General features: G+C 73.1%; 9 protein-coding genes (1 of these 9 cut by a window edge). All 9 read right to left on the reverse strand.

Going from position 1 to position 25,967, the window contains the following annotated elements:
* A protein-coding gene (locus RNL97_RS09460; protein ID WP_313750573.1) for a lonely Cys domain-containing protein crosses the window boundary here: on the reverse strand, positions 1-16,165 show its start. It extends 24,119 nt beyond the left edge of the window; the window shows 16,165 of its 40,284 coding nt (coding positions 1-16,165); it begins with the start codon at positions 16,163-16,165; its stop codon lies off the left edge, out of view.
* Complete coding sequence (locus RNL97_RS09465; protein ID WP_030577738.1) at positions 16,166-16,531, reverse strand: hypothetical protein; 366 nt, start codon at positions 16,529-16,531, stop codon at positions 16,166-16,168. It abuts the gene before it with no gap.
* A gap of 32 nt (positions 16,532-16,563) precedes the next feature.
* A complete protein-coding gene (locus RNL97_RS09470; protein ID WP_234313346.1) occupies positions 16,564-16,998 on the reverse strand; it encodes a YbaB/EbfC family nucleoid-associated protein in 435 nt (144 codons plus the stop codon).
* Between the two features lie 146 nt (positions 16,999-17,144).
* On the reverse strand, positions 17,145-20,918 hold the full coding sequence (locus tag RNL97_RS09475; protein ID WP_313750574.1) for an AAWKG family protein: 3,774 nt from the start codon (positions 20,916-20,918) through the stop codon (positions 17,145-17,147).
* Between the two features lie 119 nt (positions 20,919-21,037).
* A complete protein-coding gene (locus RNL97_RS09480) occupies positions 21,038-21,538 on the reverse strand; it encodes a type VII secretion system-associated protein (protein ID WP_030577733.1) in 501 nt (166 codons plus the stop codon).
* Between the two features lie 174 nt (positions 21,539-21,712).
* A complete protein-coding gene (locus RNL97_RS09485) occupies positions 21,713-22,042 on the reverse strand; it encodes a WXG100 family type VII secretion target (protein ID WP_030577731.1) in 330 nt (109 codons plus the stop codon).
* A gap of 89 nt (positions 22,043-22,131) precedes the next feature.
* Positions 22,132-22,488 carry a hypothetical protein gene (locus RNL97_RS09490; RefSeq protein WP_030577729.1) on the reverse strand — a complete coding sequence of 119 codons (357 nt, stop codon included), beginning with the start codon at positions 22,486-22,488 and terminating at the stop codon, positions 22,132-22,134.
* Positions 22,489-22,902: 414 nt separating this feature from the next.
* The gene (gene eccB / locus RNL97_RS09495; protein ID WP_030577727.1) at positions 22,903-24,351 is read right to left on the reverse strand and encodes a type VII secretion protein EccB; all 1,449 of its coding nucleotides are present in this window, start codon (positions 24,349-24,351) and stop codon (positions 22,903-22,905) included.
* 21 nt (positions 24,352-24,372) lie between these two features.
* On the reverse strand, positions 24,373-25,773 hold the full coding sequence (eccD, locus tag RNL97_RS09500; RefSeq protein WP_243313965.1) for a type VII secretion integral membrane protein EccD: 1,401 nt from the start codon (positions 25,771-25,773) through the stop codon (positions 24,373-24,375).
* Positions 25,774-25,967 lie beyond the last annotated feature (194 nt).

Consider the following 25,967-nt stretch of genomic DNA (forward strand, 5'->3'; position numbering starts at 1 on the left):
CGAGGGTGGCGGCGAGTCCCGCGCTGATGCTGTCGTGGTGCCGGTCGAGGAAGCCCCTGGCCCGGGGCCGCAGCGCCCGCAGGACCCGGTCGAGGGCCGGGCGCGACGCCACCGCCAGGCCGTTCTTCACCATGAAGGCGGCGGGGCCCTGGTTGAGGATGACGCCGGTCGGCCGGGCGACGGCGTGGGCGTAGGCGAAGCGGAGGTAACCCCACAGGTCGTCGACGTCCGGGACCGGGGCGAGGAAGGGGACGACCACGTCGGGCACGTCGGTCCGCCCGGTGACGGCGCGGACGAACTCCGCGGTGGCCTTCATCGCGAACTCCCGGCCCGACGCCTCCACCGTCCCGATCGCGCCCCTGGGCAGCCGGTCCACCGCCCGGTCCTGGAGCAGGCTCAGCCCCAGGGCGGGGAAGCCGGTGGTGGGCTGCACGTAGGCGCGGTTGGTCCGGACCGGGGTCTGGCCGACCAGAGTCCTGCCGCCCAGTTCGGTGACCGTCCAGCCGTCCTGGGCGGGCAGCAGGTCCGCGAGGGCGGTCTGCGGGGCGGCGCCCGGCCGGTCGCGGCCGTCCAGGGCCCGTTCCACCCGGGCGAGCCGCTCCAGCGCCTCCTCGGGGGACTGCCGCCGCTCGCCCGGGAGTACCGCCATCGGCTCGACGACGATCTCGCCGATGAGGTAGCTGAACTGCTGGGGCTTCGGGTCGCCCGGCGCGATGGGCGGGTAGGTCAGGTGCAGGCGGCCGTCGGCCGTCCGCGTGACGCTCGCGTGGTCCGTGACGATGCTGAAGCCGGGGGCGGTGGCCAGGACCTGCTTGGCCGGAACGTCGCCGAGGCCGCTGACCACGAAGACCAGCCGCCGTTCGATCTCCAGGCCGATGGCTCCGTAGGCGCGGCCGGTCGCCGCGTCCAGCAGGGAGTGCGGGGTGGACGACGACGCGGCGAAGGCGGGCAGGGCCCCCTCGACGGCCCGGCCCGCCGGGTCGACGACCATGGCCCGTGCATCGGACGCCGCGACCGGGGGCGGCGCGGAGGAGAGCTGCCGGCCCTCCCGGGCCGACAGGTCCAGCCACATCACACCGTCGAAACCGCCGAGGTGGTAGGCCGCCCACGCGTGGCCCAGCGCCTCGCCCTGACGGCGTGCCAGGACGAACGCCGCCGCGCCCGGCCCCTGGGCGGCGACGGTCCGGGCCACCGCCTCCCACGAGCCCACGGGGCTCCAGCCCGGCCCCGGGACCAGGGCGGAGCCGGGTGTCGTGGTGCTGAGCGCCGCGTCGTCGAGCGTGGCCGCCGGCCGTACGCCGCTCGGGTACAGGGCGTCGCGGAGCGAGCCCAGCAGCACCAGGCACCGCCGCTCGGTGAGGCCTTGGCGCGGCGCGGGGCCCGCGATCCGCCGGGCCGTCGCCGTCAGCCGGGGGCGGCTGAGCGGGGCCCCGCGCGGTGGGGCGGGCGGAGCGGGGACGGGGCCGTGGGGCTGCGGCTCGTACGCCCCGTCGTTCTCGTCCCACAGGGCGCGGAAGGCCGCCCAGGTGTCCTCCTCGGCCCGGGGGTTGGCGCCCCAGTGGTGTACGGCCTTCGGATCGGCTCCGTACAGCTCGCGGAGGAGCGGCAGCAGCTTCGGCTCGTTGCGCCGGACCCACTTCGCGCCGTTGTTGCGGGGATGGCCGGTGTAGGGGTCGGTGCCGGTGTTCGTGCCGAGGTAGGCGTTGGTGAGCTGGGCGAAGTACTCGAACTCGTTGCGGGCCGAGTAGTTGCGGTGGGTGCCGGTGCTGTCGTACAGCGGCCCGTCGGGCCAGGCGGCGAATCCCCCGGCGAGCACCTTGTCGTGGTACGCCTCGGTGATGAGCCGGCGCTGTTCGTCGGTGAGGCCGTGGCGGTGGAGGGCGTGCGCGAACTCGTGGGTCGCGGCGGAGTAGCCGTCGGCGTACAGCCCGGACCCGGGTACGGCGGTGGTGTCGCCCAGCAGGTTCTCCTCGCCGACGGCGGCCAGCCCGCCGGCCTCGACACCGCGCAGGAGGTCGTAGGGGCGCGCGTTCTCGTCCGTCTCGCCGCGCAGGAGGCCGAACGCGTCGAGCGAGGTCGTCGCGGTGTCCTTGGGGACCACGATCAGCCGCGCGCCCTCGTTCAGCATGCGTTCGGCCACGGCGGGCGAGCGCAGCATCCGGGCCACCTGCGCCCGCGCCTCGATGCCGGAGGAGACGGGGAGGTCCACGCCGGGCGGTACGTCGACCATCAGGAGGGCGGCGGTCCGGGCGAATTCCTCGGCGGGCAGGGCCCGGCGCAGCCCGGCGGTGAGCGCCGGGTCGGCGGCCAGGGCCTCGCGGTCGGCGGGCGACAGGGACAGCAGCCGGGAGGTGCGCTCGTCCTCGGTCATCGCGGCCAGCCCGGCGGCCAGTTCGGTGCGTTCGGCGACGGGCAGGCCGGGGCGTGGCGCGGTCGCCGGGGTCGCGGCGGGCGGCGGGGCCGTGGCGGTGGCCGTCGCCGTGGCTGTCTCCGACGTCTCGGGCGGCGGGGCGGGCAGGGGCTGCCCGCGCAGCCGCCCGGCGCGGGTCGGGCGGGCGGGCGCCGAGGAGACGGTGCTGCGCAGGGACGGCCCGTCGCCGAGCCCCTCGGCGCGGCGGCCGGTCTCCAGCGCGTCGGTGAGGGCGGGCAGGTCCTCCCACGCCTGGGTGTGGCGGCGCGCCTGCTCGCTCAGCTCATCGCGTACGTCGATCAGTTCGGCCTCGATGCCGTCGACCTGGTCCTGGACCGTGTCGCGTACCCCGGTCGCCCGGCGTAGCGCGGTCTCCGTCTGCCGCAGGACGCGGGCGGCCTCGGCGACGGCCGTCTCGGCGCGGCGGAGGTCCCCGGCGAGTGCGGTCTCCCGGGCGACGGCCCGCTCCAGGCGGCTCCGCAGCTCGCCCGCCTCCTCGCGGGCGGTCTCCGCCGTGTCCAGGTCCTCCTCGCGCCGCTGGTGCAGTGCGCGGCCCCGGTCCCGGAGCGCGTCGGCCTGTTCGATCGCCGCGTTCAGGGCCTCCTGTCCGTCCGGGGACGCCGGGTCGGCGTCCGGGGCGGCGGCGACGAGCTCTTCGAGCCGGGCCACCTCGGCCCGTGCCTGCTGCCACCGGTCGTGGAGCCCGCGCTCCTCGTCGGCGGTGTCGTCGTAGCGGGCCTGTGCTTCCCGGGCCTCGGTGTCGAGCCGGGTGGTCTCCGCCCGGTCCTCGGCGATCCTGCCCCGCAGCGTGGTGAGTTCCGTCCGTACCGTCGCGGCGTCGCGGCGGGCGGCAGTATGGGCGCGGTCGGCGTCCCGGTGTGCGGTGGTGGCGGTGTCCACGGCCCGGTCGGCGGTGTCCAGCGCGGCGAGCGCGCCGGGCTGTCGCCGGGTGAGCCGCCCCTCGCGGTACCGGGCCGCCGCCTCGGCCCGGACGGCGCCGAGGTAAACGCCGATGGTGTCCGCCACGTTCTGCCAGGCCTCGTCGGTGGCGGCCGTGGTGTCGGTGAGGGAGCCGTCGGCGGCGAAGGGCCAGGTCCGGAGCCCCTGGCCGGTGCGGATGACCAGTTCGACCGGTTTCCCGGCCCGGGCGGCCGTGAGGGAGCCGGCGAACAGGGCGCGGGCCAGCCGGGTGCCGTCCGGGTCGGGGCCGAGCGCGAGCCACAGCTCGGCCGACGCGTCCTGCTCGTCGATGGCGTCCGCCAGCACGTCCGGCAGGTCGGTGACCGGGTGCTGGGCCCAGTCGCGCAGGTCGTCCGCGTCCTGGTCGGCCAGGATCGCGGGCAGGTCGTAGATCCGGGGCCCCGGTCGCGCCGGGGTGACGCCGAAGCCGAGGACGTCGCGTTCCCACAGGCGGGTGGTGGAGCTGCCGGTGACGTACCGGACGCCGTCGGGGCCGTCGACCTCGATGACGGTGTCGACGAGGGTCTCGTAGGTGCGGGGGATGCGCCGGTCGGTCGGGTCGCTGGTCGCACCGGTCCGCAGTCGGCTGAAGGAGAAGGCGGAAGCGTTGCCGCCCGAGGAGAGGGCGTGGGGCTGCTGCGCCGCCAGGGGGAAGGTCACCCCGAGCACCTGGCGGTTGCCGTCGGCCAGGCTGTAGGAGCCCTGCTGGTTGAGGACGAAGGAGCCGGCGGCGGACGATGCCACGGCCACGGTGCGGTTCTGCCGCCGGACCCGGTCGATGGCGACGTCGCCGGCCTCGGTGACCGGCCGCGGGTTGTGCAGGGATATGCGTAGGGACGGCGCGGTGTCGGGGCTCTCGACCGGCCAGCTGCCGGGCATCCGCTCGGTCAGCCCCGCTGCCGAGCGTGAGGGGTCGAGGCTGATCTCGCCTGCCTGGACCAGCTCGGCCAGGCGGGCGGCGACGGCCTCCGCCGAGGCGTTGGCGGGCAGCCCCCACGCGGCGGCCATGCGCGGGTCGACGTCGTGCAGCGCCCGCATCAGCTGCGGGGCGGCGTTGTAGTCGTACACCGGTGTCGGGCCGGTGGTCTCCAGCCGGACGCCCTGCGGGAAGGGGGTGGTCCCCTGGGCCGCGGCGTCGGCAGCCGTGAGCAGCAGCGGATCGCCGCCGAGCAGCGCGGGCGCCCGGGGCCCCTCGTGCCGCTTGGGCTGGTCGGCCTCGGAGGCGACGAACCGCAGGGCCGTCGCGGCCGGTACGGAGACGCGGCTGACCGGGCGGCCGCGCAGCAGGCGCCCGGCCCAGCTGCGGACCCGCTGCGCCACGTCCCCTTCCAGGCCGGAAAGGTTGAGCAGGCCGGACTGGAAGAGGGCGCCGGGAATGTTGGCGGGCCACTGCCACACGGCCTGGGAGCGGACGGTGGCGGTGTAGCGGTAGTCGACGGCGAAGTCGGCGGCGCTGCCCGAACGGGTCCAGAAGCGGTCCTCCGTGGCCACTTCGGAGCGGGCTGTACGGGCCCGGGTCTCGGCCCCCGCCAGGGACGGCCCCGCGCGGTCCGTCCACCCGGTCGCGCCGGGGCGCGGGTAGCGGGAGACCGGGTTGACCGTGCCCTGACGGGTGGTGGTGGTCCCGGACGTGGTCACCCTGGACTGCGGGGTGTGGGTGTCGACGTGTTCCAGTCCGGTGCCCTCGACCGCCCGGCGACCGCGCAGGCCGCGCAGGGCGGGCGTCTGGAGCACCGGTTCGGCGGTCAGGGTGACCTCGACCAGGCGTGCCCCGCCGTAGGCGACGTGGAGGAAGTGGAAGCGCACCTTTCCGTCGGGGCCCCGTCCGGGCAGGGCGCGCAGCGCGGCGGGTTCGGTGACCCGGGCGATCTCGGTGGCCACGCCCGGCAGGTAGGAGGCGTGGCCGGGCCGGAGGGCGCCGGGCGCCTCGCTCTCCACCAGGCCGGACAGCTCCTGGCGCATCCGGTCGCGGCGCTCGCGGCGGTTGGTCGTGTCGTCGAGCTGGGTGACGGTCAGGACGGTCGCCTTGCCCAACTGGCGGGTCCGGGCGTACCGGTCGGGCAGCGGGACGTCGAGCGGGTTCAGGGTGAGGGCGGGGATGCCGGGCATGCTCTGGAACCAGGCCGCCAGTTGCGCCACGGCCTGGGCGGGGGCGAGGTACGTGACGGCGCGCGGCAGATCGATGGCGACCGTGACCGGGGCGTAGGGGCCGAGGCCGACGGTGTTCCCCGCGATGTTGCGCACGCCCCGGCGGACGGTCAGCAGCAGCGTCAGGTCGTTGCCGATCCAGAGGGTGTCGCCGCTGTGCTCCGTGGCGTGGGTGATCTTCGTGCCGGAGCCCACGGTGGCGGTGCCGTCGGTGCGGCGGGACTGGGAGTAGCGGCCGCCCGGGTTGGCCTGGTGGACCAGCAGCTCGGGCGGGGTCGGGGCCGCCTGCAACGCCGTGACCTGGAGGTTGCCCTGGTGGGTGACGCCCACGCCGCGCTGTCGGCCGGAGGTGTCCCCGCTCAGGACGTCCTGCTCCGAGTAGAGCGATTCGGAGCCCAGGTGGCGGGGGTTGGAGAGGTAGCCGCTGACCTCCAGCATCATGACCTGGTCGGCCGCCATGCCGGGCAGCGTCAGCCCCTCCACCACGTAGGCGCCGCCCAGGATCTGCGGGGCCCGGGAGATGAGCTGGCCGGGCCTGATCGCGTCCTGCCGGGCCTCGGCCGCCAGGGTGCCCCGGTCGTTCAGGGAGGCGCCCGCCACGGCGACGGAGGTCCACTTGTAGGTCGCCGCCGCACCGTCCGTGGACGTCTTGGCCGCCCAGACCACCGGTGCGGCGGCCCAGTTGACGGCCGAGCCCGCCCGGTTGACGGCACCGGACAGGCTCGCTGGGAGCGCCTCCTTCACCGCGGAGCCCCGCCGGGCGGTTTCGGTGGCCAGCCCGGACAGCGTCGCGGAGGCGTGCTGGACGGCGCGCCCGACACGGCCCCGGCCCGGACTGCCGGGGTAGGTGCCCGCGACGATCTGCCGCAGAGCCGCCATCAGCGCGGTCGTGCCCCGGAAGGTGTCGACGATGGCGCCTTCCGGGAGCCTGGTCAGGCCGGGCAGCGGACGGCCGCGCTCGTCGACCAGGGCGAGGCGGCGCTGGTCGTCCGTCGGGCCACCGTCGGTGACGGGCTGCCGGATCACATGTCCCGGACGGGGCGCGGGGGCCGGGGCGGGCAGGGGCGCCGGGGCGGGGACGCGGGTGCGGTAGTGCGGCACCAGCAGGCGGACGCTCCCCGGCACGGTGGGCGTGGCCGCGGCCCCGAGCTGCATCTCCAGGTCGTCCTCCGCCTCCGGCTCCGCCTCGGGCCGCGCCGGGTTCCCGTCGGCGTCGGTCTCGGCGAACCGGACGAGCGGGTCCTCGCCGGTGCCCTCGTACAGGTCGAGGCCGAGCCGGGCGGGCACCTCGAAGAGTTCGCTGCCGTTGCGGGTGGTCATCGTCAACTGGTCGTAGCCGACCTGGCCGGCGGTGGCGGAGGCGTCGGTGAGCTGCCGGGTGCCGAGGTAGTCCGGGGCCGTGTTCAGGCCCCAGGAGCCCTGGTCGATGGGGGCGTTGAGGCCGCCGCCGCCACCGAGGGCGCCGCTCAGCGCGGTGCCCCGCTGGCGGCCGCCGCCGGACTCGTACGAGCTGGAGCCGATGTGCAGCACGTCGGGCAGGTGGCGGGTGTGGACGGCGGGCCGGGTGGTGTCCCGGGCGGCGGAGAAGACCAGTTGCACACGACGGGTGCCCGAGACCGCGTTCGGCCGCTCGAACCAGACCGACTCCCCGCCGTCAACGGCGTCCGGCGCCGACGAGGCGAGGCCGAAGGTCGAGCGCATCTGCCGCAGCCGCCGCAGGTTCTCCAACTGGGCCACCACGAGCGGCTCGTCCAGCCGGAACACCGCCGACCTGCTCCGGGGCCGGGCGGGCGGCAGGAACCCCTCCCGGCGCAGCCATGCCTCCGCGGCGGTGAACAGCGGGTCCGCCCCGTCCACCTTCAGCGGCGTCTCGGTGTACCCGATGCTCTCCAGGTTCTCCAGGTGCTCGGGGAGTTCGCGCAGTTCCGCGGGGGCCGGGCGGTGGCCCGCCATCGTGGCGCGCTGGGCGATCCGCAGCCGCAGGCCGTCCGTCCACGGACCGAAGGTGGAGCTGACCCGGCCGCCGCCGGCCTGGTGCAGCGTCGCGGTGTAGGCGACCCGGCCACTGGTCAGCAGGTGGCTGCTCTTGGTGCGGAGCCCGTGCATGAGCGTGGCGCTGCTGACGTTGCTGAGCTGGTCGGTCAGCTGCCAGTTGACGGCGGCCTTGCCCATGAGGTTGCCGCCGAAGGACGAGCCGGCGGCCGGATGGCCGGGCGCGTGGTCGGTGGTGAACGCCGGCCCGCCGGCCGCCTCGACGCCCATACCGCTGGTCAGCTTCGCCGACTTGTCCACGCTGGACGCGTGCGAGAACCAGGTCTCCAGCGTGGACTTGCCGTCGGCGCTCTTGCGCAGCGGCCGGCCCGGTTCGATCACCGCGGTCAGTTCCAGGACGCCGACCGCGTTGCCGTCGTCGTCCAGGAGGGTCGGCGAGAACACCCCGCCGTCGCGCTGGAGGTGGGGGGTGCCCTGGAGCATGCGCTGCGAGAGGAAGGTCTCCAGCGCCCGTTCCGAGTCCTCGTCGAGGTTCCGCAGCGCCGCGAACGTGTCGTCCTGGAGCAGTTCGGTCAGCAGGCGGCGCGGTTCGGCGACGCTGTCGCCGCCCCACAGCGGCAGGTCGTCGACGTCACCGGGCTCCGGCAGCGCGGTGGTGTCGTCGCCGTCGAAGGCGAGGTGCTCGTGGAACCAGATCGTGAGGGCGCCGTGCGACTGCTCCGGCTGCCAGTTGTCGGTCTCGCCCTCGCGGGGGGTGTCGAGCTGGATCTGCCACCGCCCGTCGACGTCCATCGGGTGCGCGGGTTCCTCGGCCTGCTGCTTGCTCGTGACCAGGAAGGTCTCGCCGACCGTCACGGACTGGGTGAGCTGGTTGTGCGTCGCGGACACGTTGACGGTGCTGTCCCACCAGCGGAGCGCCCCGGCGCGGTCGTCCGGGAAGATCCCGCTCCACGGCACCGAGCCGGTGCGGATGTTGCCCGCGCCCTCGACGTGCGAGGAGGACTGCCCGCCGCCGGTCCTGACCTCGAGCCCGATGTCCGGGACGGTCGGCGGGCGCCGGTCGGTGTCGCCGCCGTACTTCGTGGACCGCACGGGGTCGGCGTAGGAGAGACGTACGTCCACCGACCGGTCGCGGCCGCCGTGCCGGAGCGTGATCCGGTGCCCCTGGCGGCTGCGCAGGTACGGCCGGTTGAGCTCGATCTCCTCGGCGCTCAGCACGTCCTGGAGCCGGGTCAGCAGCCGCTGTCCGTCCGCGTCCTCCGGGTCGGCGCCGAGGGCCTGGACGATGCTCCGGTGCAGTCCGTCCAGGACGGTGGCGGGGGTCGGCTCGTGGAGGACGAGGCCGACGTGCCCGTCGTGGCGGCGGCCGTGGTCGCGGATGTACTGCGAGAGCGGGGCGGGCGCGACCGCGGTGGACGTGGTCCCCACCGCCGTGGACGACTCGGTCCCGGGGGCCCGTCCGGTGAACGTGTGGAGGGGCCCCTGCTGGGCGGAGACACCGGGCAGGGCGGCGGGCCGCCGGGTCTGCCAGTGGTCGGACCGTGCGGCCGTCCCCTCGGTCAGGACGATCGTGTTCCGGCCGTTCGCCGGATGGGGGACGGGGGCGCTGGGCAGCTCGGACAGCAGGGTCGTGCGGGCCGTCCCCGCACGCCCGGCGAGGTGCTGCGCGAGGCTGCCGGGGTTGGTGTGGGAACCGATCACCAGGAGCGGGGCGCGCAGGGCGATCTGCTGGTGGACCCGGTCGTGGCGGAGCAGGGCGGCGACCTCGCCGCCCGGCACCCAGCGGCTGGAGCCGTCGGTCCAGGGCATGGAGACATGGCCGTTCGTGCTGTCCGCGTTGAGCACGTACGCCTTGGCGGCCGATCCCCGCGGGGCTTCGGGCCACGGCGCCGGGTGCGGGGTGGCGCCGTCCAGGCCCCCGTCGGACGAGACGAGGTACCCCTCGGTCGCGATGTCCCCGGTGATGGTCCTGCGGGTCCAGTTGCGGCCGGTCGGCACGCCGTCGGCCATCAGCCGGGTGCCGTCGTCGAGGGCGCCGTGCCGTACGAGGTCCCACGCGGCGAGTTCCGTCGGGTCGGCGGGGTCGAACCCGGTGACCGCCGCGCCGGCCATCAGCCACAGCAGCCGGTCGCCCGCCTCGTCCGGCGCCGGGGCGGCGGAGCCGGGCAGGTGCAGCGCCTTCTTCGCCAGGGCGACGGGGTCGGTCACCGACCGCAGGGCCTCGGCGCCCTTGACCGTGCCCCACACCAGCCGGCTCACGTCCGCACGGGATACCGCACCCGCTTCCGGCAGCCGCAGCACGTCGGCGGCGAGCGCGGTCAGATCCGTCCCGGCCAGGCGCTTCAGCGCCCAGTCCAGCGACGGCATGGGTGTGTACTGGTGCAGCGTCAGCCGTCCCGCGGCGGCTTCGTCCGTCTTCCCGGCGGCGTCGAGCAGGACCCGCCGGACGTCGTCCCGGGACGGCGGGTTGTTGCTGGTGCGCCGGTGGCGGGCGTGCGTGACCAGGTGCAGGTGGTGGAGGGTGAAGGGGCCCAGGACGCGCAGGTGCGGATCGGCCCGGCGCATGTTCTCCAGCGCCCCGACGCCTCTCAGCAGCGCCTCGAACTGGGCGTCCGACGCCACGTCGGCGCCGAACGACCGCCGCAGCGCCTTCACGAGCCGCAGCGTGGTGTCGAGGACGTCGGCGGGTACCGGCCCGTCCCCGGTGTGCAGGTGCGCCGTGCGCGCCAGGGCGGCCAGTTCGGCCGGGCCCGGTTCGGGGAGCAGCAGGCGGCGCACGCCCTGCTCGCCCGAGGGGCTCGCCAGCACACCCGCCTTCGGGGTCGCCCCGCGCATCAGCACATGGACGCGGTCCACCGCCATGACCCCGGCACCGCTGCCGTTGGCCACGCCCTGTGCGTACGAGGTGGTGCCGAGGACGTCGAACACGTAGGGGGGCTCCCCCGCGTCCGACAGATAGGGCAGGTCCTCCGCCATGGCGTCGGCCCAGCACGAGCCGAGGTCGATGACGGCGTTCGGGCCGAGCTTCCGCATGCTCGGCCGACGGCGGATGAACCGGCCGGTCTCCTCCCCGCCCACCTGGACCGGCGGACTGCCGTCGGCCACCTCCATCACCCCGCGCAGCGGCTGTCCGTGCTGCGCGAAGTGGTAGACCGGCCGGCCGTTCTCCAGCAGCGCGGCCGGTTCGCCGATCGCTCCCTCCGACACCGGGTCGAACTGGACGAACTCGGTGATCTCCGCCATGGATTCGAACATGGGCTCGTTCGTGACCAGGTCGGGGTCGGACATGGTGACGCGGCCGATGGACCGGCCGTCGTCGCCGATGGTCCGCGTCTTCAGGGCGGGGTCGGGGAGGATCGTGCCGTCCAGCGCGGTCACGAAGCCTTCCTCGGCGACTCCGTCGGGGCCCAGGTCGTCGGCGTCGCTGCCGAACCATCCGCCCAGGGGGCGGCCTTCGGACCGCCGGTTCTCCACGACGACCCGCTCGACGCCGGTGGCGGGGTCGGTGACCAGGCCGACCTGGCCGCTGTGCGCCCAGACGCCGTCGCGGCCCGTCCGGAACGCCAGGGTGCGGGGCAGGGCGAGGCCCTGGTCGCCGCCGTGGGCGAGCACGAGGACGACGGGCGTGTCCGCCGGGAGTCCGACGACGCCGGGGTCATGGGCCACCAGCTCCACGAACTCCCGCCAGGGGACCCTGATCCGCCCCTCGCCCCAGGGCAGCATGACGTGATCGTGTCCGCCGTCGGCGACCACCGCGTACGCCCCGGTACCGGCGTCCCACAGCGGATCGAGCGGGCCCTGGAACTGGCCGTTGCGGCGCTGCCACACCTGGGTGGTGTCCACCGGCCCGACAGGCCGCCCGGTGAGGTTCAGCCCCTGGTAGGCGCCGTTCGCCGCCAGGATATGGCGCCCGTGGTCCAGCGCCCCGCCGGTCGCCAGGTGGTAGGCGCCGAGCGCGTCGACGCTCGACGACCATCCGGCGGCCATCGCGTTCTCCACCGTGACGAGGAGCTGGGCCCGCCGCGCGGCCGAGATCTCGGCGTCGGCGGGCAGGTGCAGCACGCGCCGGGCCAGGCCGTCGATGTCCGGCGTGGTGCCGGGCGCCTCCCGCTGCGCCAGACGCTCCAGTTCGGCGGCGGCGTAGGACTGGGCCGACGCGGGGGCGCCGCCCAGCAGCCGTGGGCGCAGGCCGAGTTCACGCCGTACCCGGGCGGCCAGTTCCGTTCCCGACACCGCGTCCGCACCGTGCGCGGCGAGGTGCTGGGCCACCTGCCGTACGGCGTCGAGGTAGTCGCCGCGCGCGTGGCGGGAGTCGGCGAGCACGGGGTGCAGCTCCAACGGCAGCACCAGCGACGTCGCCCGCCGCCACGCCTCGGCCGAATCGGTGCCGACGGGCGCTGCGGCGGTCCGGAGCGCGTCGAGCGCGAAGCTCTCGTAGGCGGCGTTCCACGTACGACGGGAGGCGCGCGCCGCGATACCGTCGAGCGCTTCGGACCAGGGGCCGGGCCGGTTCATCAGCAGGCGCACCTGCTGGACGGGGTCGGTGATCCCGCTGTCCCCGAAGCGCACGGAGCCGTTGAGGGCGGCTTCCAGCACGGGTGCCCGGTCCGGCGTGACACCGGCGGCGGCCAGCTCCTGGGGAGTGATGAGGTCGTCGGGCGCCGGGCGCGGCGGGTCGGTCGGCAGGTCGTCGGCGGTGACCAGGCCGGCCGTGAGCCGCCGTTCGGCGTCCGTCCGGGACACGCGCGGCACGATCGACGCGACGGCGGCGTCGTGGGCGGCGTCCGCGCCGAGATCGCGCAGCCGGTCCAGGGACGCGTCGAGCCGCCGCTGCGCCCGGCTCACGTCCTGCCAGGCGGCAAACAGCCGCGCGGTGTCGTCCGTACCGCCCCGGCCGCCGGCCACGCGCGCGTCGAGCGTCGAGACGGTGCGAACGGCCCGGTCGAAGACGGCGGCGGCGTCCTCGTACTCCCGGCGGGCCGCGTCCACGGCGTCGTCGACCGCCGCGCTGCCGGGGAAGGCGAGCAGGGTCGGCTCGTCGGCCGGCGCGGTCTCCTGGTCCGTGCTCCGGCCCTTGCCCTTGCCCGCGCCCGGGGCGGGTCCCCGGCCGTCGCCCCGGCCCTCCGTGGCGAGCGGAACGGCGGCGGGCGGGGTCTCCGCGGTGTCCTGCGCGATGGCCTCCTGCCCGGTAACAGCCCGAACGTCTTCGTCGGCGTCCGTGGCGGACGCCGACTGCGGGGTCCGGGCCGCCGTTCCGGTCTCCGTCGGTGCGGAGGACGTGGTGCGGAAGGGGACGGCCGCCTGGACCGGGGCCTCGGGGTCCACGCTGCCGGGAGACGGCGTCCGCAGGGCCCGCGCCGGGTCGTCGATGCCGCTCGGGGGCCGGGTGCCCCGCGCGGTGACCGGGTGATCGGCCACGGCGCCGCTGGTGACGACGGACTCGACCGCCTGGAGGAAGTGCTGCGGAACGGCGGGGCCGGGCGTACGGGTGTCCGTGTCTCGCTGCCGCACCAGTCGGCGCAGCAGCGCCTCGGCCGCCGGGCCCCGGTCCGGCACGCCCGCGTAGCCCAGCAGATGCTGGAGCACCGTCGCGTCGTCGCGGATCCGCCGCTCGGCCGCTTCCTCCGGGGAGATGGCCGGATCGGTGCTGTGCAGACGCCAGTTGAGATGGTCGGAGCCCTCCGGCCGCACGGCCCGGCTCAGTTCGACGGCCTCGGCGTGGTCGGGCGCGGCCGTGAGCGTGACGTCGATGTGGAGCTGGTCGCCCGAGCCCGGGAGCTGGAGACCGTGGTTCAGGTGGGTGTCCAGGAGCGTGCGCATCCGCTCCTGGAGGGCGTCCAGTTCGGCCGGGGAGAACCCCTCCCCCGTCCGGACCGGCAGGTGGAGCGAGACGTTGCTCAACCAGCGGCCGTCATCGGCCTGGATGCGCTGGACCCAGGCCCGTACCGGGGTCTCCGGGCCGTCGAGCGGCGTCGTGTCCGCCGGGGTGGGGCCGACGGCGGACGGCGGGTCGGTCCGTACGGCGGTGACGGGGGCGTCGGTCCGCCCGGCCCGCCACTGCTCGGGCCGCACGGGATCGGCCACCGGCACGGCGGGCGTGGGACCGGCGGCCGGTCCCGTCCCCTTCCCGGCTGTCTCGGCTCCGGGGCCGCCGGTGGTGTCGCTCGTACGGTCGCCGGTGACACCGTCGGCCGGGATGTCCGCGGAGGTGCGTACGGCCTCGGGCGCGGCCGGGGCGGTCTCGGGCCCGGCCGTGCTCCGTCCGCCGCCGGGAGCGCGGGCGGTGTCGTCGCTGCCGGTGCCCCGGGGCTGCGGAGGGGCGGGGTTCTCCGTGCCGTCGCCCCGGTCCTGCCGGCCCTCCGTGTCCGCCTGGTCCGTCTGCTGCTCGTCCGGCGGGCCGTCGGTGTCGCCCGGCTCGGCCGGGCCATTCTGGGAGGGCTGCTGGGACGGCTGCTGCGAAGGGTTCCCCGTACTGGAGGAACCTTGGTGGGTGCCCTGCTGCGTGCCCTGGTTTCCGGCGGCGGGCGCCGGGGTGTTCGGTCCCGCCGAGGTGGCGACGGGGGTGGGCGGGGCCACGGCGTCGGCGTCCGCGTCGGCCGGGTTCGGTGCGCCGTCCGTCCGCTGGTGCACGGTGTCGTCGAGCCCCGGCTGCCCCCCGGTGCTCCGGCCGCCCGAGCCGCGTCCGAGGGCCTCCTGACCGGTGCCGTCGTCCTGCCGCTGGTCCTGTACGCCGTCCGCGTCCGTGTCGACCGAGACGTCGTCGGAAAGGCCGGTGCTGTCCGAGCCGCCGATCGCGCTCGGGTCCGGTGCGGAGGACGAACCCTTGGGCCCGCCGAGGTTGTTGGGGAGGTCGTTCGTCGCCCCCGACGTGTCCGAAGACGCACCCGGCAGGAGGTCGGGCGCCAGGTCCGGCGTCAGATCGGGGGTGCGCTCGGGCGTCAGGTCCGGTGTGGTCTCCGGAGTCAGGTCGTACGAGGTGAGGTCGGTGTTCGTCCCGGGCCCGGACGTGCGCCCCGACGTCGGCGGGGGCGTCACCGGCGTGCTGTCGGGCAGGGACGAGGACGGCAGCGTGGAGGGCGTCGACGAGGGAAGCGACGATGTGGGAGGCGGCAGTTGGGGCAGGGGTGACCCGCTCGTACCGGTGACGCCGTTCGAACCGGTGACGCCGTCGGACCCGATGACACCGTTCGAACCGACCACGCTGTTGGGCCCGACGACGCTGTTGGGCCCAACGACGTTGCCGGGGTTGAGGAGGCTGTTGGGCCCGACGACGTTGCCGGGGTTGAGGAGGCTGTTCGGGCCGGTGACGCCGTTCGGGCCGCTGGGGTTGCGCGGGGTGAAGTCGGTGGGGCGGGTCAGCGCGTCGGATCCCGCCTTCGGCAGGGTGTTCACACCGGCCGGCGGCGACACGGCCGGCGGCGGCGTGTACGTGGGCGGCGGCAAGGTGCCGATTCCGCTGCCCGGACCGTTCGGAAGGTCGGCCGAGACCGTGTTGGGGTAGGGGGTCGCGGGGCCGGGGGTGAAGGGGTTCGTCTTCACCACCGGGGGGCCCTTGACGTCCGTGCCGCTCGCCGGGCCGCCGGTCTTCTCCGGCCCGGACGGTCCCCCGTCCCCGCCGCCCAGGATGCTGTTCGGGCCCGGCAGTTCGTTGATGTCGGTGAACCGGTTGTTGTTGAAGTAGTTGTTGTAGATCGAGAAGGCGCCCGCGCCGACGGCCAGCCCCGCGCCCATGTCGAACACGGTGCTGGTGCCGGAGCCGACGAACGTCTCCCACTTGAACTCCCACTTGTCGTAGAAGGCCCCGTTGATGATGACCTCGGCGGTGCTCTCGGCGGTGGCTCCGACCACGAAGGTGGTGACCACGACCGGCGGACCGTTCACGATCCCCTTGAACAGCAGACTGTTCGGGTCGATCTTGAACTTGCTGAAGACGTCCCCGAGGAGGTCCTTGAAGAAGTTCTTGATGGGCTTCAGGAACTTGTCGAAGATCTCCATGAAGCCGGCCGTGAGCGCGCCGAAGGCGGCGGCGACACCGACGTCCTTCCAGTCCACTCCCCCGGGCTTCCGGCCCCCGGTGTTCAGCCCGATCTGCGCCAGCCGGACCGCCAGCGTCTGGATCGCCTCCTGGATCGCCTGGCCCAGGGTCGGGGCGATGTGCGACATCCGCAGCAGGCGGTCGATGATGATAAGGATCGCGAGCTTGCTCCGGGCCCGCGCCAGGAACATCTGCGAGACCGAGGCGCCGCCGGTGAACGCGATCAGCGCCGCCAGGATCGCCAGTTCGGCGATCAGCATGATGATCTCGGCGATGATCTCCCACTTGGACGCCTGGATCTTCTGCGAGTAGTCCACCTGGCCGCTGGCCAGTTCGTCGAGCTGGAGCAGCAACTGCTGGACGGGGTCGGTGCCGCCCGGTTCGTCGGTGAGCATCCGCACACTCTCGATGTACGGCTTTGCCACCTCCGGCGGCAACGCCGCCTCCACCATCTGGATCGTCTCCCGCGAGGCCGCGCGCAGATCGATCAGGCCCTTCTGGAGGGCCAGGTAGAGCTCACGACTTTCCCACGCCAGATTCTCCCTGGCCTGCAGGGGCATCTCACCCAGCAGGATCCAGAGCATCGTCCGGACGTCCGGCGGAAAGTCGATCTCCTCCACTTAGTGCCGGCCACCCTGGGAGGAGTCGCCCGGCGTGTCCATGCTGGACATCTGCCGGTCGATCTCTTCACGCGCGTAGTTCGAAACGCCCTCGATGTGCTGGCCGTTGGCCCAGACCGCCTGACCGAGGGACGTGAACGCGCTGCTGAGGGCCCTGACCAGGTCCAGGCACGACTGGTTGTTCGCGTCGTACTTGGGCAGCACTTCGAGGGCGAAGTCGTCGCTGTAGCCGGCCCAGCCACGGTAGTTCTGCATGTCGGAGATGAAGTTGTCGCCGATCTTGGCCGCCTGCGCGGGCAGTTGCTCCATCATGTCGCTGGCCCGGCGCAGTTCGCCGGGGTTCGCGGTGAACTTTCCTACCGCCATGGGTGCCTCCCTCTCTCCGGTGGTCCGTACGGTCAGTCTTCGTGGATCTCGTCGTGCAGGCGGGCCGACGATCGCCGCCCGCCGCCGTCCGAGCCCTCCAGGGCCGAGCCGAAGGCCCGGTCCCAGTCGATGTCGATGCCTCTGATGCCCGTGGCCCGTCCCGTGGTCCGGGTCAGCGGCTCGAAGGCGTCCATCACCTTGCGGGCCATCTCCGAGCGGCCTTCCTGTACCGCCTCCATGATCGAGGCGGCCAGCTGAGGGCCCGTCATGGACCTGTGCCGGTTGTCCGGGAACTTCAGCCCCGTCAGCTCGCCCTGCGGGCCGACCGTCACCTCCACCGAACGGTCCCGGGACCGGGCCGTCGCCGTGGACTGGCCGAGTTCGCCCTCGGCGCGTGCCACGGCTTCCTGCACAGCCGTGAGTTCGGCCATGGCCTCGGCCAGCTTCTTCTCCATCGAGTCGCTCAACAGTCGCCCTTCCACCTGCGCGTACACCATTCTGTCGTACGCGTGTGCGTGCTATGAACTCCCTCCGCGCCGGAGCGGCTTCCGAGGCGGCCGAAGCCGTCTCCCACCCCCCGCGCGGGTCCCGGCCGTGGCCGGCGCAACGCTCCCTACCGTCCGATCACCGCCGGCGCGCCGCCTTCGTCGGTGCCCCAGACGTCGTCGTCCTCCGGCACCCAGGAGTCCCGGGTCCGCTCGCCGCTCTGGGTCGCGGTCTGGCCGGGCGCGCCGCCCCCGCCCGGGGCGCCGCCGGCCATCGGCGGCAGGAAGGGCGAACTGCCTGCGGTGGGGCCGCCGGCCGCCACCCGCACCTCGTCGTCGGCGTAGCGCCCGCCCGGGCCGGGGACCGGGGCGCCCGGACGCGCACGGCGGTTCCGGGAGACCGATCCGTCGATGACGTTGCGGACGCGCTCACCGGAGTCGGACTGGCCTCCGCCGCCACCCATACCGCCACCCATACCGCCGCCCATGCCTCCACCCATCGGGGCTCCCCCCATCGGGGCTCCGCCCGTCGGTGCGCCGCTGCCGCCCTCGCCGCCGCCGTAGCTGCTCGGGCCGGGGAAAGGCCCGCTGTTCAGGAACGGGCGGTTGTGGCTCGGTGCGTTCGAGCCACCGGACGCCCCGTTGCCAGCCAGGGGCGACTCGTAGGGCTGGTCGTCGAACAGCTCCTCCTCGTAGGAGATCGGGTCGTACGAGGGGGGCGTGTAGCTGGAGAGGCCGCCGCCGAAGGAGCCGGGGCTGTTGAGGGAGCCGTTGTTGAGCTGGCCGGATTCGAAGCGGGAGGGGCCGGACTCGTCCAGGTAGCCGGAGACCGTCGAGCCGTCGGGCCGGGTGATGGTGGTGGTGCCGGTGTCCGGATTGATCGTCTGGGTGGAGCCGTCCGGGAACTCCGTGACCACGTTGCCGCCGGGGTCCAGGTGCGTGACGCTGCCGCCGGGGTTGGACAGCAGGTCACCCGGGTTGAGCGGACCGGAGATGACGGAGCCGTCGGGCCGGGTGATGGTCGAGGAGTGCGTGTTCGGGTCGATCGTGACCTTGGAGCCGTCGGGGTATTCGGTGATCACGCGGCCGTCCGCGTCGAGCCGCGACTCACCGCCGCCGGGGAGTTCGAGCGGGCCGTCGTTGACCGGGCCGGTGATGGGGGTGGATGACAGGTCGGGAATGTCGCCGTTCCCGAAGAGGTCCCGCCGGGAGCCGTCGAGCCTGGACTCGGCCTCGGCCTGCCGGCGCTCCTGCTCCTGCCGGACTTCCTCCTGCTTGGCCTCGGCCTCCTTCTGCCGGGCTTCCTGCTCGGCGCGGACCTCGTCCTGCTTGGCCTCGGCCTCCTTCTGCCGGGCCTCCTGCTCGGCGCGGACCTCGTCCTGCTTGGCCTCGGCCTCCTTCTGCCGGGCCTCCTGCTCGGCGCGGACCTCGTCCTGCTTCGCTTCCTGCTCCTCGCGCAGCCGGTCCTGCTTGGCTTCCTGCTCCTCGCGGATGCGGTCCTGCTTCTGCTCGGCCTCGGCCTGCTTCTGCTCCGCCTCCTTCTCCTTGGCCTCCTGCTCGGCCCTGGCCTCCGCCTCCTTGGCCTCCTGCTTGGCCTCCTGCTCCGCCTGCTTCTGCTCCGCCTTCGCCTCGGCCTCGGCCTGCTTCTGCTCCTGTTCGGCCTGCTGCTGCTCCTGACGCTCCTCCTGCTCGGTGCGGATGCGGTCCTGCTTCTGCTCGGCCTCGGCCTGCTTCTGCTCCGCCTCCTTCTCCTTGGCCTCCTGCTCGGCCCTGGCCTCCGCCTCCTTGGCCTCCTGCTTGGCCTCCTGCTCCGCCTGCTTCTGCTCGGCCTCCTTCTCCTTCGCTTCCTGCTCGGCCCTGGCCTCCGCCTCCTTGGCCTCCTGCTCGGCCCTGGCCTGGGCCTCCTTGGCCTCCTGCTCCTTCTTCGCCTCCTCCTGCTGGGTCTTCGCCTGGTTCATCTGCATCATCTGCATGTTCTCCGCACGAGCCTGGGCCTCGGCCTGCTTGGCCTCCTGCTCCTTGCGGACCTGCTCCTGCTTGGCCTCCTGCTCGGCCCGGAGCTGTTCCTGCTTGGCCTCCTGCTCGGCCTGCTTCTGCTCGGCCTCCTTCTCCTTGGCCTCCTGCTCGGCCCTGGCCTCCGCCTCCTTGGCCTCCGCCTTGGCCTCCTGCTCCGCCGCCTTGGCCTCGGCCTCCTTCTCCTTGGCCTCCTGCTCGGCCTTGGCCTCCGCCTCCTTGGCCTCCGCCTTGGCCTCCTGCTCCGCCGCCTTGGCCTCGGCCTCCTTCTCCTTGGCCTCCTGCTCGGCCTTGGCTTCCTTCTCCTTGGCCTCGGCCTCCGCCTTGGCTTCCTTCTCCTTACGCTCCGCCTCCGCCTTGGCTTCCTTCTCCTTGCGCTCCGCCTCCGCCTTGGCCTCGGCCTCCTTGCGCTCGGCCTCTTCCTTCTCCTTCTTCCGCTCCGCCTCGGCCTTGGCGGCCTGGTCCTTCTGCCACTGGATGAACTCTTCCTGCTTCCGGGCGGCTTCCTCGGCTGCCGCCTCGGCCTTGGCGGCGTCCGCCTCCGCCTTCTCCTCGGCGAGTTCGGCCTTCTCCTCCTTGTATTCGGACTCCAGCGTGTCGCTCGTCCCCCGCGACTTCACCGATCCGAAGTCCAGCTGACTGTTGCTCCAGCTGTCGCGCACCTTCGTCATGGCCTCGACGGCCGCCTTGTCGAGGTTCTCCTCGACGGTCTGCTTCCACATGAGGAGGGCTTTGTTGCCGATCTTCACCCAGGTGTCGAGTTCCTTGAGCTCACCGAAGTCCTCGGCGGCGACGTTCAGCGCCATGTCGCCCTTGCCCTCGATCGCGTCGATCGCGGCCTGGTTGCTGAAGAACTCTTCCGAGATGTAGTTCGTCGTGGTGGTGTAGCCGCCGCCGTACGACCCGTGGGTCTCGATCTCGTACGTGATCTTCGTGATGTTGTTGTCCCAGACGTGCTTCATGATCGCGGAGAGCAGGGTGTGCAGCACCACGAGCGGGTTGCCGTACTGCCACTGCCACTTCGCCCAGACGCTGTGGAGATCCCAGACCGCATTCTGGAAGTCCTTCTTCGCCTGCCGGATCTCGTCGCCCTGCTTGGACCCGGTGCTGCTCCCGCCCGGCTTCATGTCGTCGGCGTAGTCCGAGTACTGCTGGTTGATCTTGTTGATGAGGTCCCAGAAGACACCGGCGGCCTTGCCCCGCCACGCCTTGTCCTTCTCGGTCCCGAGCCTGCTCTGCCACTCCTCCACGATCTTCTGCTGGGACGAGAAGAACCCGGCGACGCGGTCGAACGCTGCGGCCACGATCTCGAAGTTGTCGAGGGTCACCGAGTCCGGGTCGTCCACGGGCTTGCCGTTGAAGCTGAACCCGTACGTACCCTGCGAGTCGTTGTTGAGCAGTTCCTGTAGGGCGAGCCCGGTGCCGTAGGCGTAACGCGCGGTGGGCGTGGTGTCCCAGGTCGGCTTGCCGTCCATCCCCAGGTGACCGTCGATGGAGCTGGAGAACTGCCCGCCCTCCTGCCACCCCTGGCTCGGTACCCGCCCGTCCCCCTTGCTCCCGAGCAGGGTGATACGCGCCCGGTGCATCGTCACGTCGGATCCCGTCCCGCCCTTCGCGTGGTAGAAGGGGATGACGAAGTCGGTGTTCTTGATGTCGGAACCGGCATTCTCGTACAGCCAGTTCAGGTCCTCGGTGTCGACGTAGTCGACATAGCCCACGTCGGAGATCTCCACCTTCATCAGGGGGATGCCCTCGTTGCCGACGAGCGAGTCGAACAGGTCGTTCCGGTTCGGCGCCTTGAATCCCGTGAAGAAGCCGACAGCCTCGGCCCACTTGTCGTTGGTACCGCCGCCGAGGTCTTCGACGACCTTGCTGGAATCGAGCGCCATGCCGGAATGCCTTTTCGTCGGAAGGAGACAGAGGGGACGGGAGGGCGGGGGTACGGTCCGCCGGGCCGCGGGCGTGCGGGGGAGCGCCGGCCGGGGCTACCGGCCGACCACGACGAAGGTCAGTCGTCCTCGTCGTTGTCCGAGCCGCCCCCGGCGGATTCGGAGAGCACCTCGTCCACGCCCTCGAAGAAATCGATCAAGTCCTTGCCGTCGATCTTCTCCAGGTTGCTGTCCTGGGTCTTGAAGAGCTCCTCGATGGTGTCCTCCAGGTCCTCCTCGATCTGCTCGAAGAGCTCGACCTGGAGCTTGAGGATGTCGTCGAGCTGATCGACCAGCCCGTTCAGGCACTTGACCAGGTAGCCGCCGTTGGTACGGCCGTTCTCGTCGCTCGCCATCGTCCCGATGGCGAGCGGCTTCCTCTGGCCGTCGTGGAAGCCCGCCGCCGTCGCGGACCCGTCCTCACCGCCCTGCAGCGTGGGAATTCCGGGCACGGTCGTGCCTTCGGACGTGGTGCCGTCCTCCCTCATCTTCTTGATCTCGGCGAGGAACGGGACGAGGTCGTTGTCGAGGAAGCTCTGCAGCCACGCCTTGTTGAGATTGAGTGCGGGTGCTTCCGCCATGTCGCACTTCTCCAGTCTTCCGGGATGTCCAAGGGCTCACGGGGCCGGCGCCCGTCCGTCGGCGGCTCGGGGCCGCCGGCGGACGACGCACCGCCCCGACTGCGGCGGGCGGCCGTGCGCGAAGGACACACGCGAACGGCCGCCCGGGAAGGACCAGGGGCGTGCCGCCCCGGGTCAGCTGCCGATGCGCACGCCCTCCCAGAGCGACTTCAGGGAGTTCTCGCTGTACTTGTAGCTGCCCGAGACGTCGTTCAGCAGCGCCGAGTGCTCGGCGAGGATGCGCTTCATCTCCTCGACCGCGTTGTTCCAGGAAGCCTGCTTCTCGGCGTACACCGCCTTGTCCTCACCTTCCCAGCTGCGCTGGAGCTCCTGGAGTTCGGCTTCCAGGTTGGTGAGGATGCTGTCGATCGCCTTGGTCTGCTGGACCATGTCGTCGGCGGCGTTCTCCATGTGGGAGTAGTCGACGTAGATCTGGCCGTCGGTGAAGTCAAGCGGAGGGGTCATGGTCTTCCTCGTCTCGCGGCAGGTGCGTCAGGGTCAGTGGTGTGCGGGGCCCGGTCACCCGTCAGGGCTCCGGGTACCGGGAGGAGTGGTCAGCGGCCCGCGGTGGAGCCGGCGAGCGCGTTGAAGATCTCCTCGGAGCGGTTGAACGCCTGCTGGATCGAGTCGTTCGAGTTGTTCTGCTGGATGCCCTGCGCGCGCATGGTCTCCTCCAGCGTCGTGATCATGTCGCGGAGGTTGCCGGAGATGATCTCCGCCTGCTGGTCCCACCGGTCGAGCAGCTTCTGGAACGCGCCACCGTCGCTGCCGGCGTAGCCGGAGGCGAGGTTGTGCTTCATGTTCTCCACGTCCTGGCGGCTGTTCTGCACACCGGTGAAGGCCATCTCCAGTGCGGTGACACCGTTCTGAGTGGCTGACGCCAGTGACTGCTGCGTGCCCGTACCTGCCATGTTGCTGCGCCTCCTGATGTGTCGCGCCGCCGGATTCCGGTTCCCGCGCGGCGCGGTGCCTGGCCGGACGCGGCCGGAAGACCGGCGTCCGAATGGTCTGGACGAACGGAGCCTAAAGAAAGGGGCGTTGAGGATTCAATGGCCTGCGTCATCTTCTCGGCCCCGACCCCGCTTTTGGGGTGATTCGCGAAGGAGATTTGATGGGGATCTGAGGTAGGCCCCTTGCGGAATCACCTGCCGAATGGATCTGTTTCCCGGCGCCCGAACGGGCAATGCCCGCCGTGGGAAACGGTATTGGCGGATCCCTTCGGGGAGGAGGACGGTGGATCGCCCCCTCCGGTTGTCACGACACGCGCCTTTATCAGCCGCGCCACCAGAAATTCACCTCCTCCGGTACGACGATCCGCCGGGCTCTCAAGTCCGGGTGCAGCGTGGGGTCGTGTTCGTGTTCCGGCCCAGGGCGGCGGCCTCCTTGGTGAGGTCCGGCCCGGTCGGCAGCATGGCCAGCAGCGGCGCCGGCAGCCCTCGTGCCTGGCCCTCGCTGTAGCCGAGGGCAGCCAGGCCGTCAGCGGTGCCGACCCGGTACTTCATCCCGGTGTCGGTCACGAGGTAGACGGTGGTGCCGACCGTGCTCCCGCTCGCTCCGAGCGCGCGCACCAGGGATCCGCCGCCCGGCCGCACGCTGATCGTGCCGACCGGCATGCAGGCCGGGGTGAGGCCCTCGGGCGGCGCCTGGGCGGCGGGTCCCAGGGTGCCCGTCCCGGTCAGCGCCACGCTGATGCGCGGTCCGCGCTCGCTCGGCTGGACCCGGATGCATACGGTGCGGTCCTCGCCGAGGGCCACCGCCTCCGGCGGCTCCGGGGGCAGGTTCGCCTCCTCCGCGCCGGTCCCCGCACCGGGGGCCAGCCGGCCGCTCAGCGCGTCCGCGCCCAGCGTCACGACCTTCGCCGCGCCTCCCCCGTACACCTTCTCGCGGGTCTCCGGGTCGCCGAGCACCAGCGCGGCCCCGGTCGCGGTGAGCGGGGTCAGGCCCTCCTGGCGCAGCAGGTAGTAGCGGTCGGCGGAGCCCGGGACGGTGACCCGGAAGACCTGGCCGATCCGGGACTCCTCGCCGCCGAGCGCGGGGCCCTTCCCGCCCTTGCCCGGTACGTTCGGCGGGCGCAGGTCGGGTCCCGAGGGCAGGGCGTTCAGGAAGGCGGCGGAGACGGGCAGCCGGGAGATGGAGGCGTAGCCGAGGGCTTCGCGGGCACGGGTGTCCTCGTCGAGCAGCAGCTTGCTGCCGCGCCAGACCAGGTAGTCGGCCTTGTCCGGCCCCGTGACGAGCATGGCCTGGTCGGTGGGCAGCCCGGTGGCGTCCGCCGGCAGGCCCACCGCGACGGTGGTGCCGGTCCCTCCGGTTCCGCTGCCCGAACAGACCTGCCAGGGACCCGTGTCCAGGTCCGCGCTCCCGGGCAGGGCGTCCGGGGCGCCGCTGATGCCGATGGGCGCCCCGTGCGGGGTGCCGCTCAGGGACTTCGAGCCGACCGCGACCGCTTTCATGTCGGCGCCCGCCAGCAGCCGCGCCGAGGCGTAGTTGCGCACCGGACGCAGCCGCCCGTCCAGGTAGAGGTAGCGGGACCCGGTGTCCTTGTCGACGACGAGGGTCCCGGCGGCCCGCCAGGAGTCCTTGGTACCGGGCTTGAGGAGGCCGAGGACGAAGGAGCCGGCCGACAGCAGGACGGCGATCACGATGCCGATCACCACGCCCCGGTTGGTGCGCCCCTGCGGGCTCTCCGGGGCGTCGGGGTCGGCGCGGAGCATGCCGGAGGTCAGCCGGCCCATGATGAACATGTGGGCCTGGACCTGGTCGCGTTTCGACTGCACGGCAGCGGTTCTCCCTTCCGGTCAGCCGTTGATGGCCCGCAGGGCGCCGTACACGCCGAGCACCCACAGGGCGAGCGGGAGCACGGCGATCGCGAGGGCCGAGTGGAGCACTTCGCCCGCGCGGCCCCAGTACGGGACGAGCCGGCGGCCGGGCACGGTCCAGGCGGTGATGGCGACCGCGGCGGCCGCCGCGAGCAGCCCCGCGGCGGTGACCAGGCGGTTCCCCGGGGACGCGGCGGGGGCGGCGACCAGCACCAGCAGGATCAGCCCGAAGACCCCCGGGGCCACCAGGGACATGCGCTGCCAGATGTTGCCGAGGCCCCGGGCGTGCAGGACGAGCAGCAGGCACAGCGCCACCGTCATGATGATCTCGGCCAGCTCACGCTCCCGGGCCAGGATGGCCACGCACGCGGCCCCGACCAGGCCCACCGCTCCGTAGAGCGACGTCATCCAGCCGTCGGCGAGGATGGCGCGGGCCGAGACCGCGGAGGCGGCGTGCGGCTCGATGCCCTCCTGCAACTGCTGGGCGTTGGTCGGCAGCGGGGGCATCCGCATCCCGGACATCCGGAAGGCGAGCGAGGGGACGAACGCCCCCAGGATCACCGCGAGGACGGCGAGGATCCCGGCGGCGTGCACCGGCGCCAGGTCCGTGGTGAGGAGCAGGACGGCGGCGATGGCGGCGAACAGCGAGACGACGGCGACGCTCAGGAAGAGGGCTGCGAACGCGGCCACGACGGCGAGCGCGAGGACCGCCCCGCCGGCCAGCGCCGCACTGGCCGCGAGCAGCCGGGCCCCCAGGGTCTCGTAGACGTGCGGCCCGCTGAGCTCCCCGCCGGGCAGCAGCCAGCCGGCCAGCGCCAGGTAGGGCCCGACCATGAAGCCGAGCGCGGCTCCGGCGCCCGCGTCGCCGACCGCCCGGCTGGCCGCGCCCGCACCGGCGAGCAGGAGGAGGCCGGCCGCGGTGGCGAAGACGGACCGGGACAGCGAGGAGCCGCCGGGCCAGGCGATCACCAGAACGCCGCCGGCGAGGACCGCGACAACGATGCCAAGGAGCACCCAGCGGCTCACCTTGGGGGTCCAGCCGAAGGGGTGGTCGCGCATCGTGGTGGCGATGCCGTCGACCAGGTCGTCGAGGTGCACCTCGGGCAGGGCCTCGGCACGCGGCCGGAGGTAGAGGGTGTCGCCGTCCCGCAGCCCGTAGGAGTCGAGGGTGAGTTCCTCGTCCAGGGGCTCGCCGCCGAGCCGCTGGAGGACCCAGCCGCCGTGGTCGATGCCGGCTTCTTCGAGGTTGTCGCCCGCGTAGCCGAGCACGGCGGGCAGCAGGTCCGCCACGGGGACGTCGGCGGGCACGGCGAGATCGATGCTCTTGGCAGGAGCTCGTACCGTCAGACGGCACAGCTCGGCCACCTGAGTGTCAGTCATCGAGATGGCTCACGCTTCTCCGGTTACGGCTGAGAACGGGCGGGGGAACAGGGGCCGGCGGACCGGTGAACACCCTGCGTCGGTGGGGGGTTCCAAACCGTCTGACGCCAACGGTTGTTGACGATCGATACGGCGATCGTAATATCAGCGGCCTAGTCTGGGCCACGTGGCCCGCGCCACGGAATACGAAACGG

It is taken from the genome of Streptomyces parvus (genome assembly GCF_032121415.1).
Lineage (GTDB): Bacteria > Actinomycetota > Actinomycetes > Streptomycetales > Streptomycetaceae > Streptomyces > Streptomyces globisporus_A.

Bases quoted from the DNA above. Each gene is read 5' to 3' on its own strand.
- RNL97_RS09475 (WP_313750574.1), bottom strand. From the start codon at position 20,918: ATGGCGCTCGATTCCAGCAAGGTCGTCGAAGACCTCGGCGGCGGTACC.
- RNL97_RS09480 (WP_030577733.1), bottom strand. From the start codon at position 21,538: ATGGCGGAAGCACCCGCACTCAATCTCAACAAGGCGTGGCTGCAGAGC.
- RNL97_RS09485 (WP_030577731.1), bottom strand. From the start codon at position 22,042: ATGACCCCTCCGCTTGACTTCACCGACGGCCAGATCTACGTCGACTAC.
- eccD (WP_243313965.1), bottom strand. From the start codon at position 25,773: ATGACTGACACTCAGGTGGCCGAGCTGTGCCGTCTGACGGTACGAGCT.
- RNL97_RS09465 (WP_030577738.1), bottom strand. From the start codon at position 16,531: ATGGCGGTAGGAAAGTTCACCGCGAACCCCGGCGAACTGCGCCGGGCC.
- RNL97_RS09490 (WP_030577729.1), bottom strand. From the start codon at position 22,488: ATGGCAGGTACGGGCACGCAGCAGTCACTGGCGTCAGCCACTCAGAAC.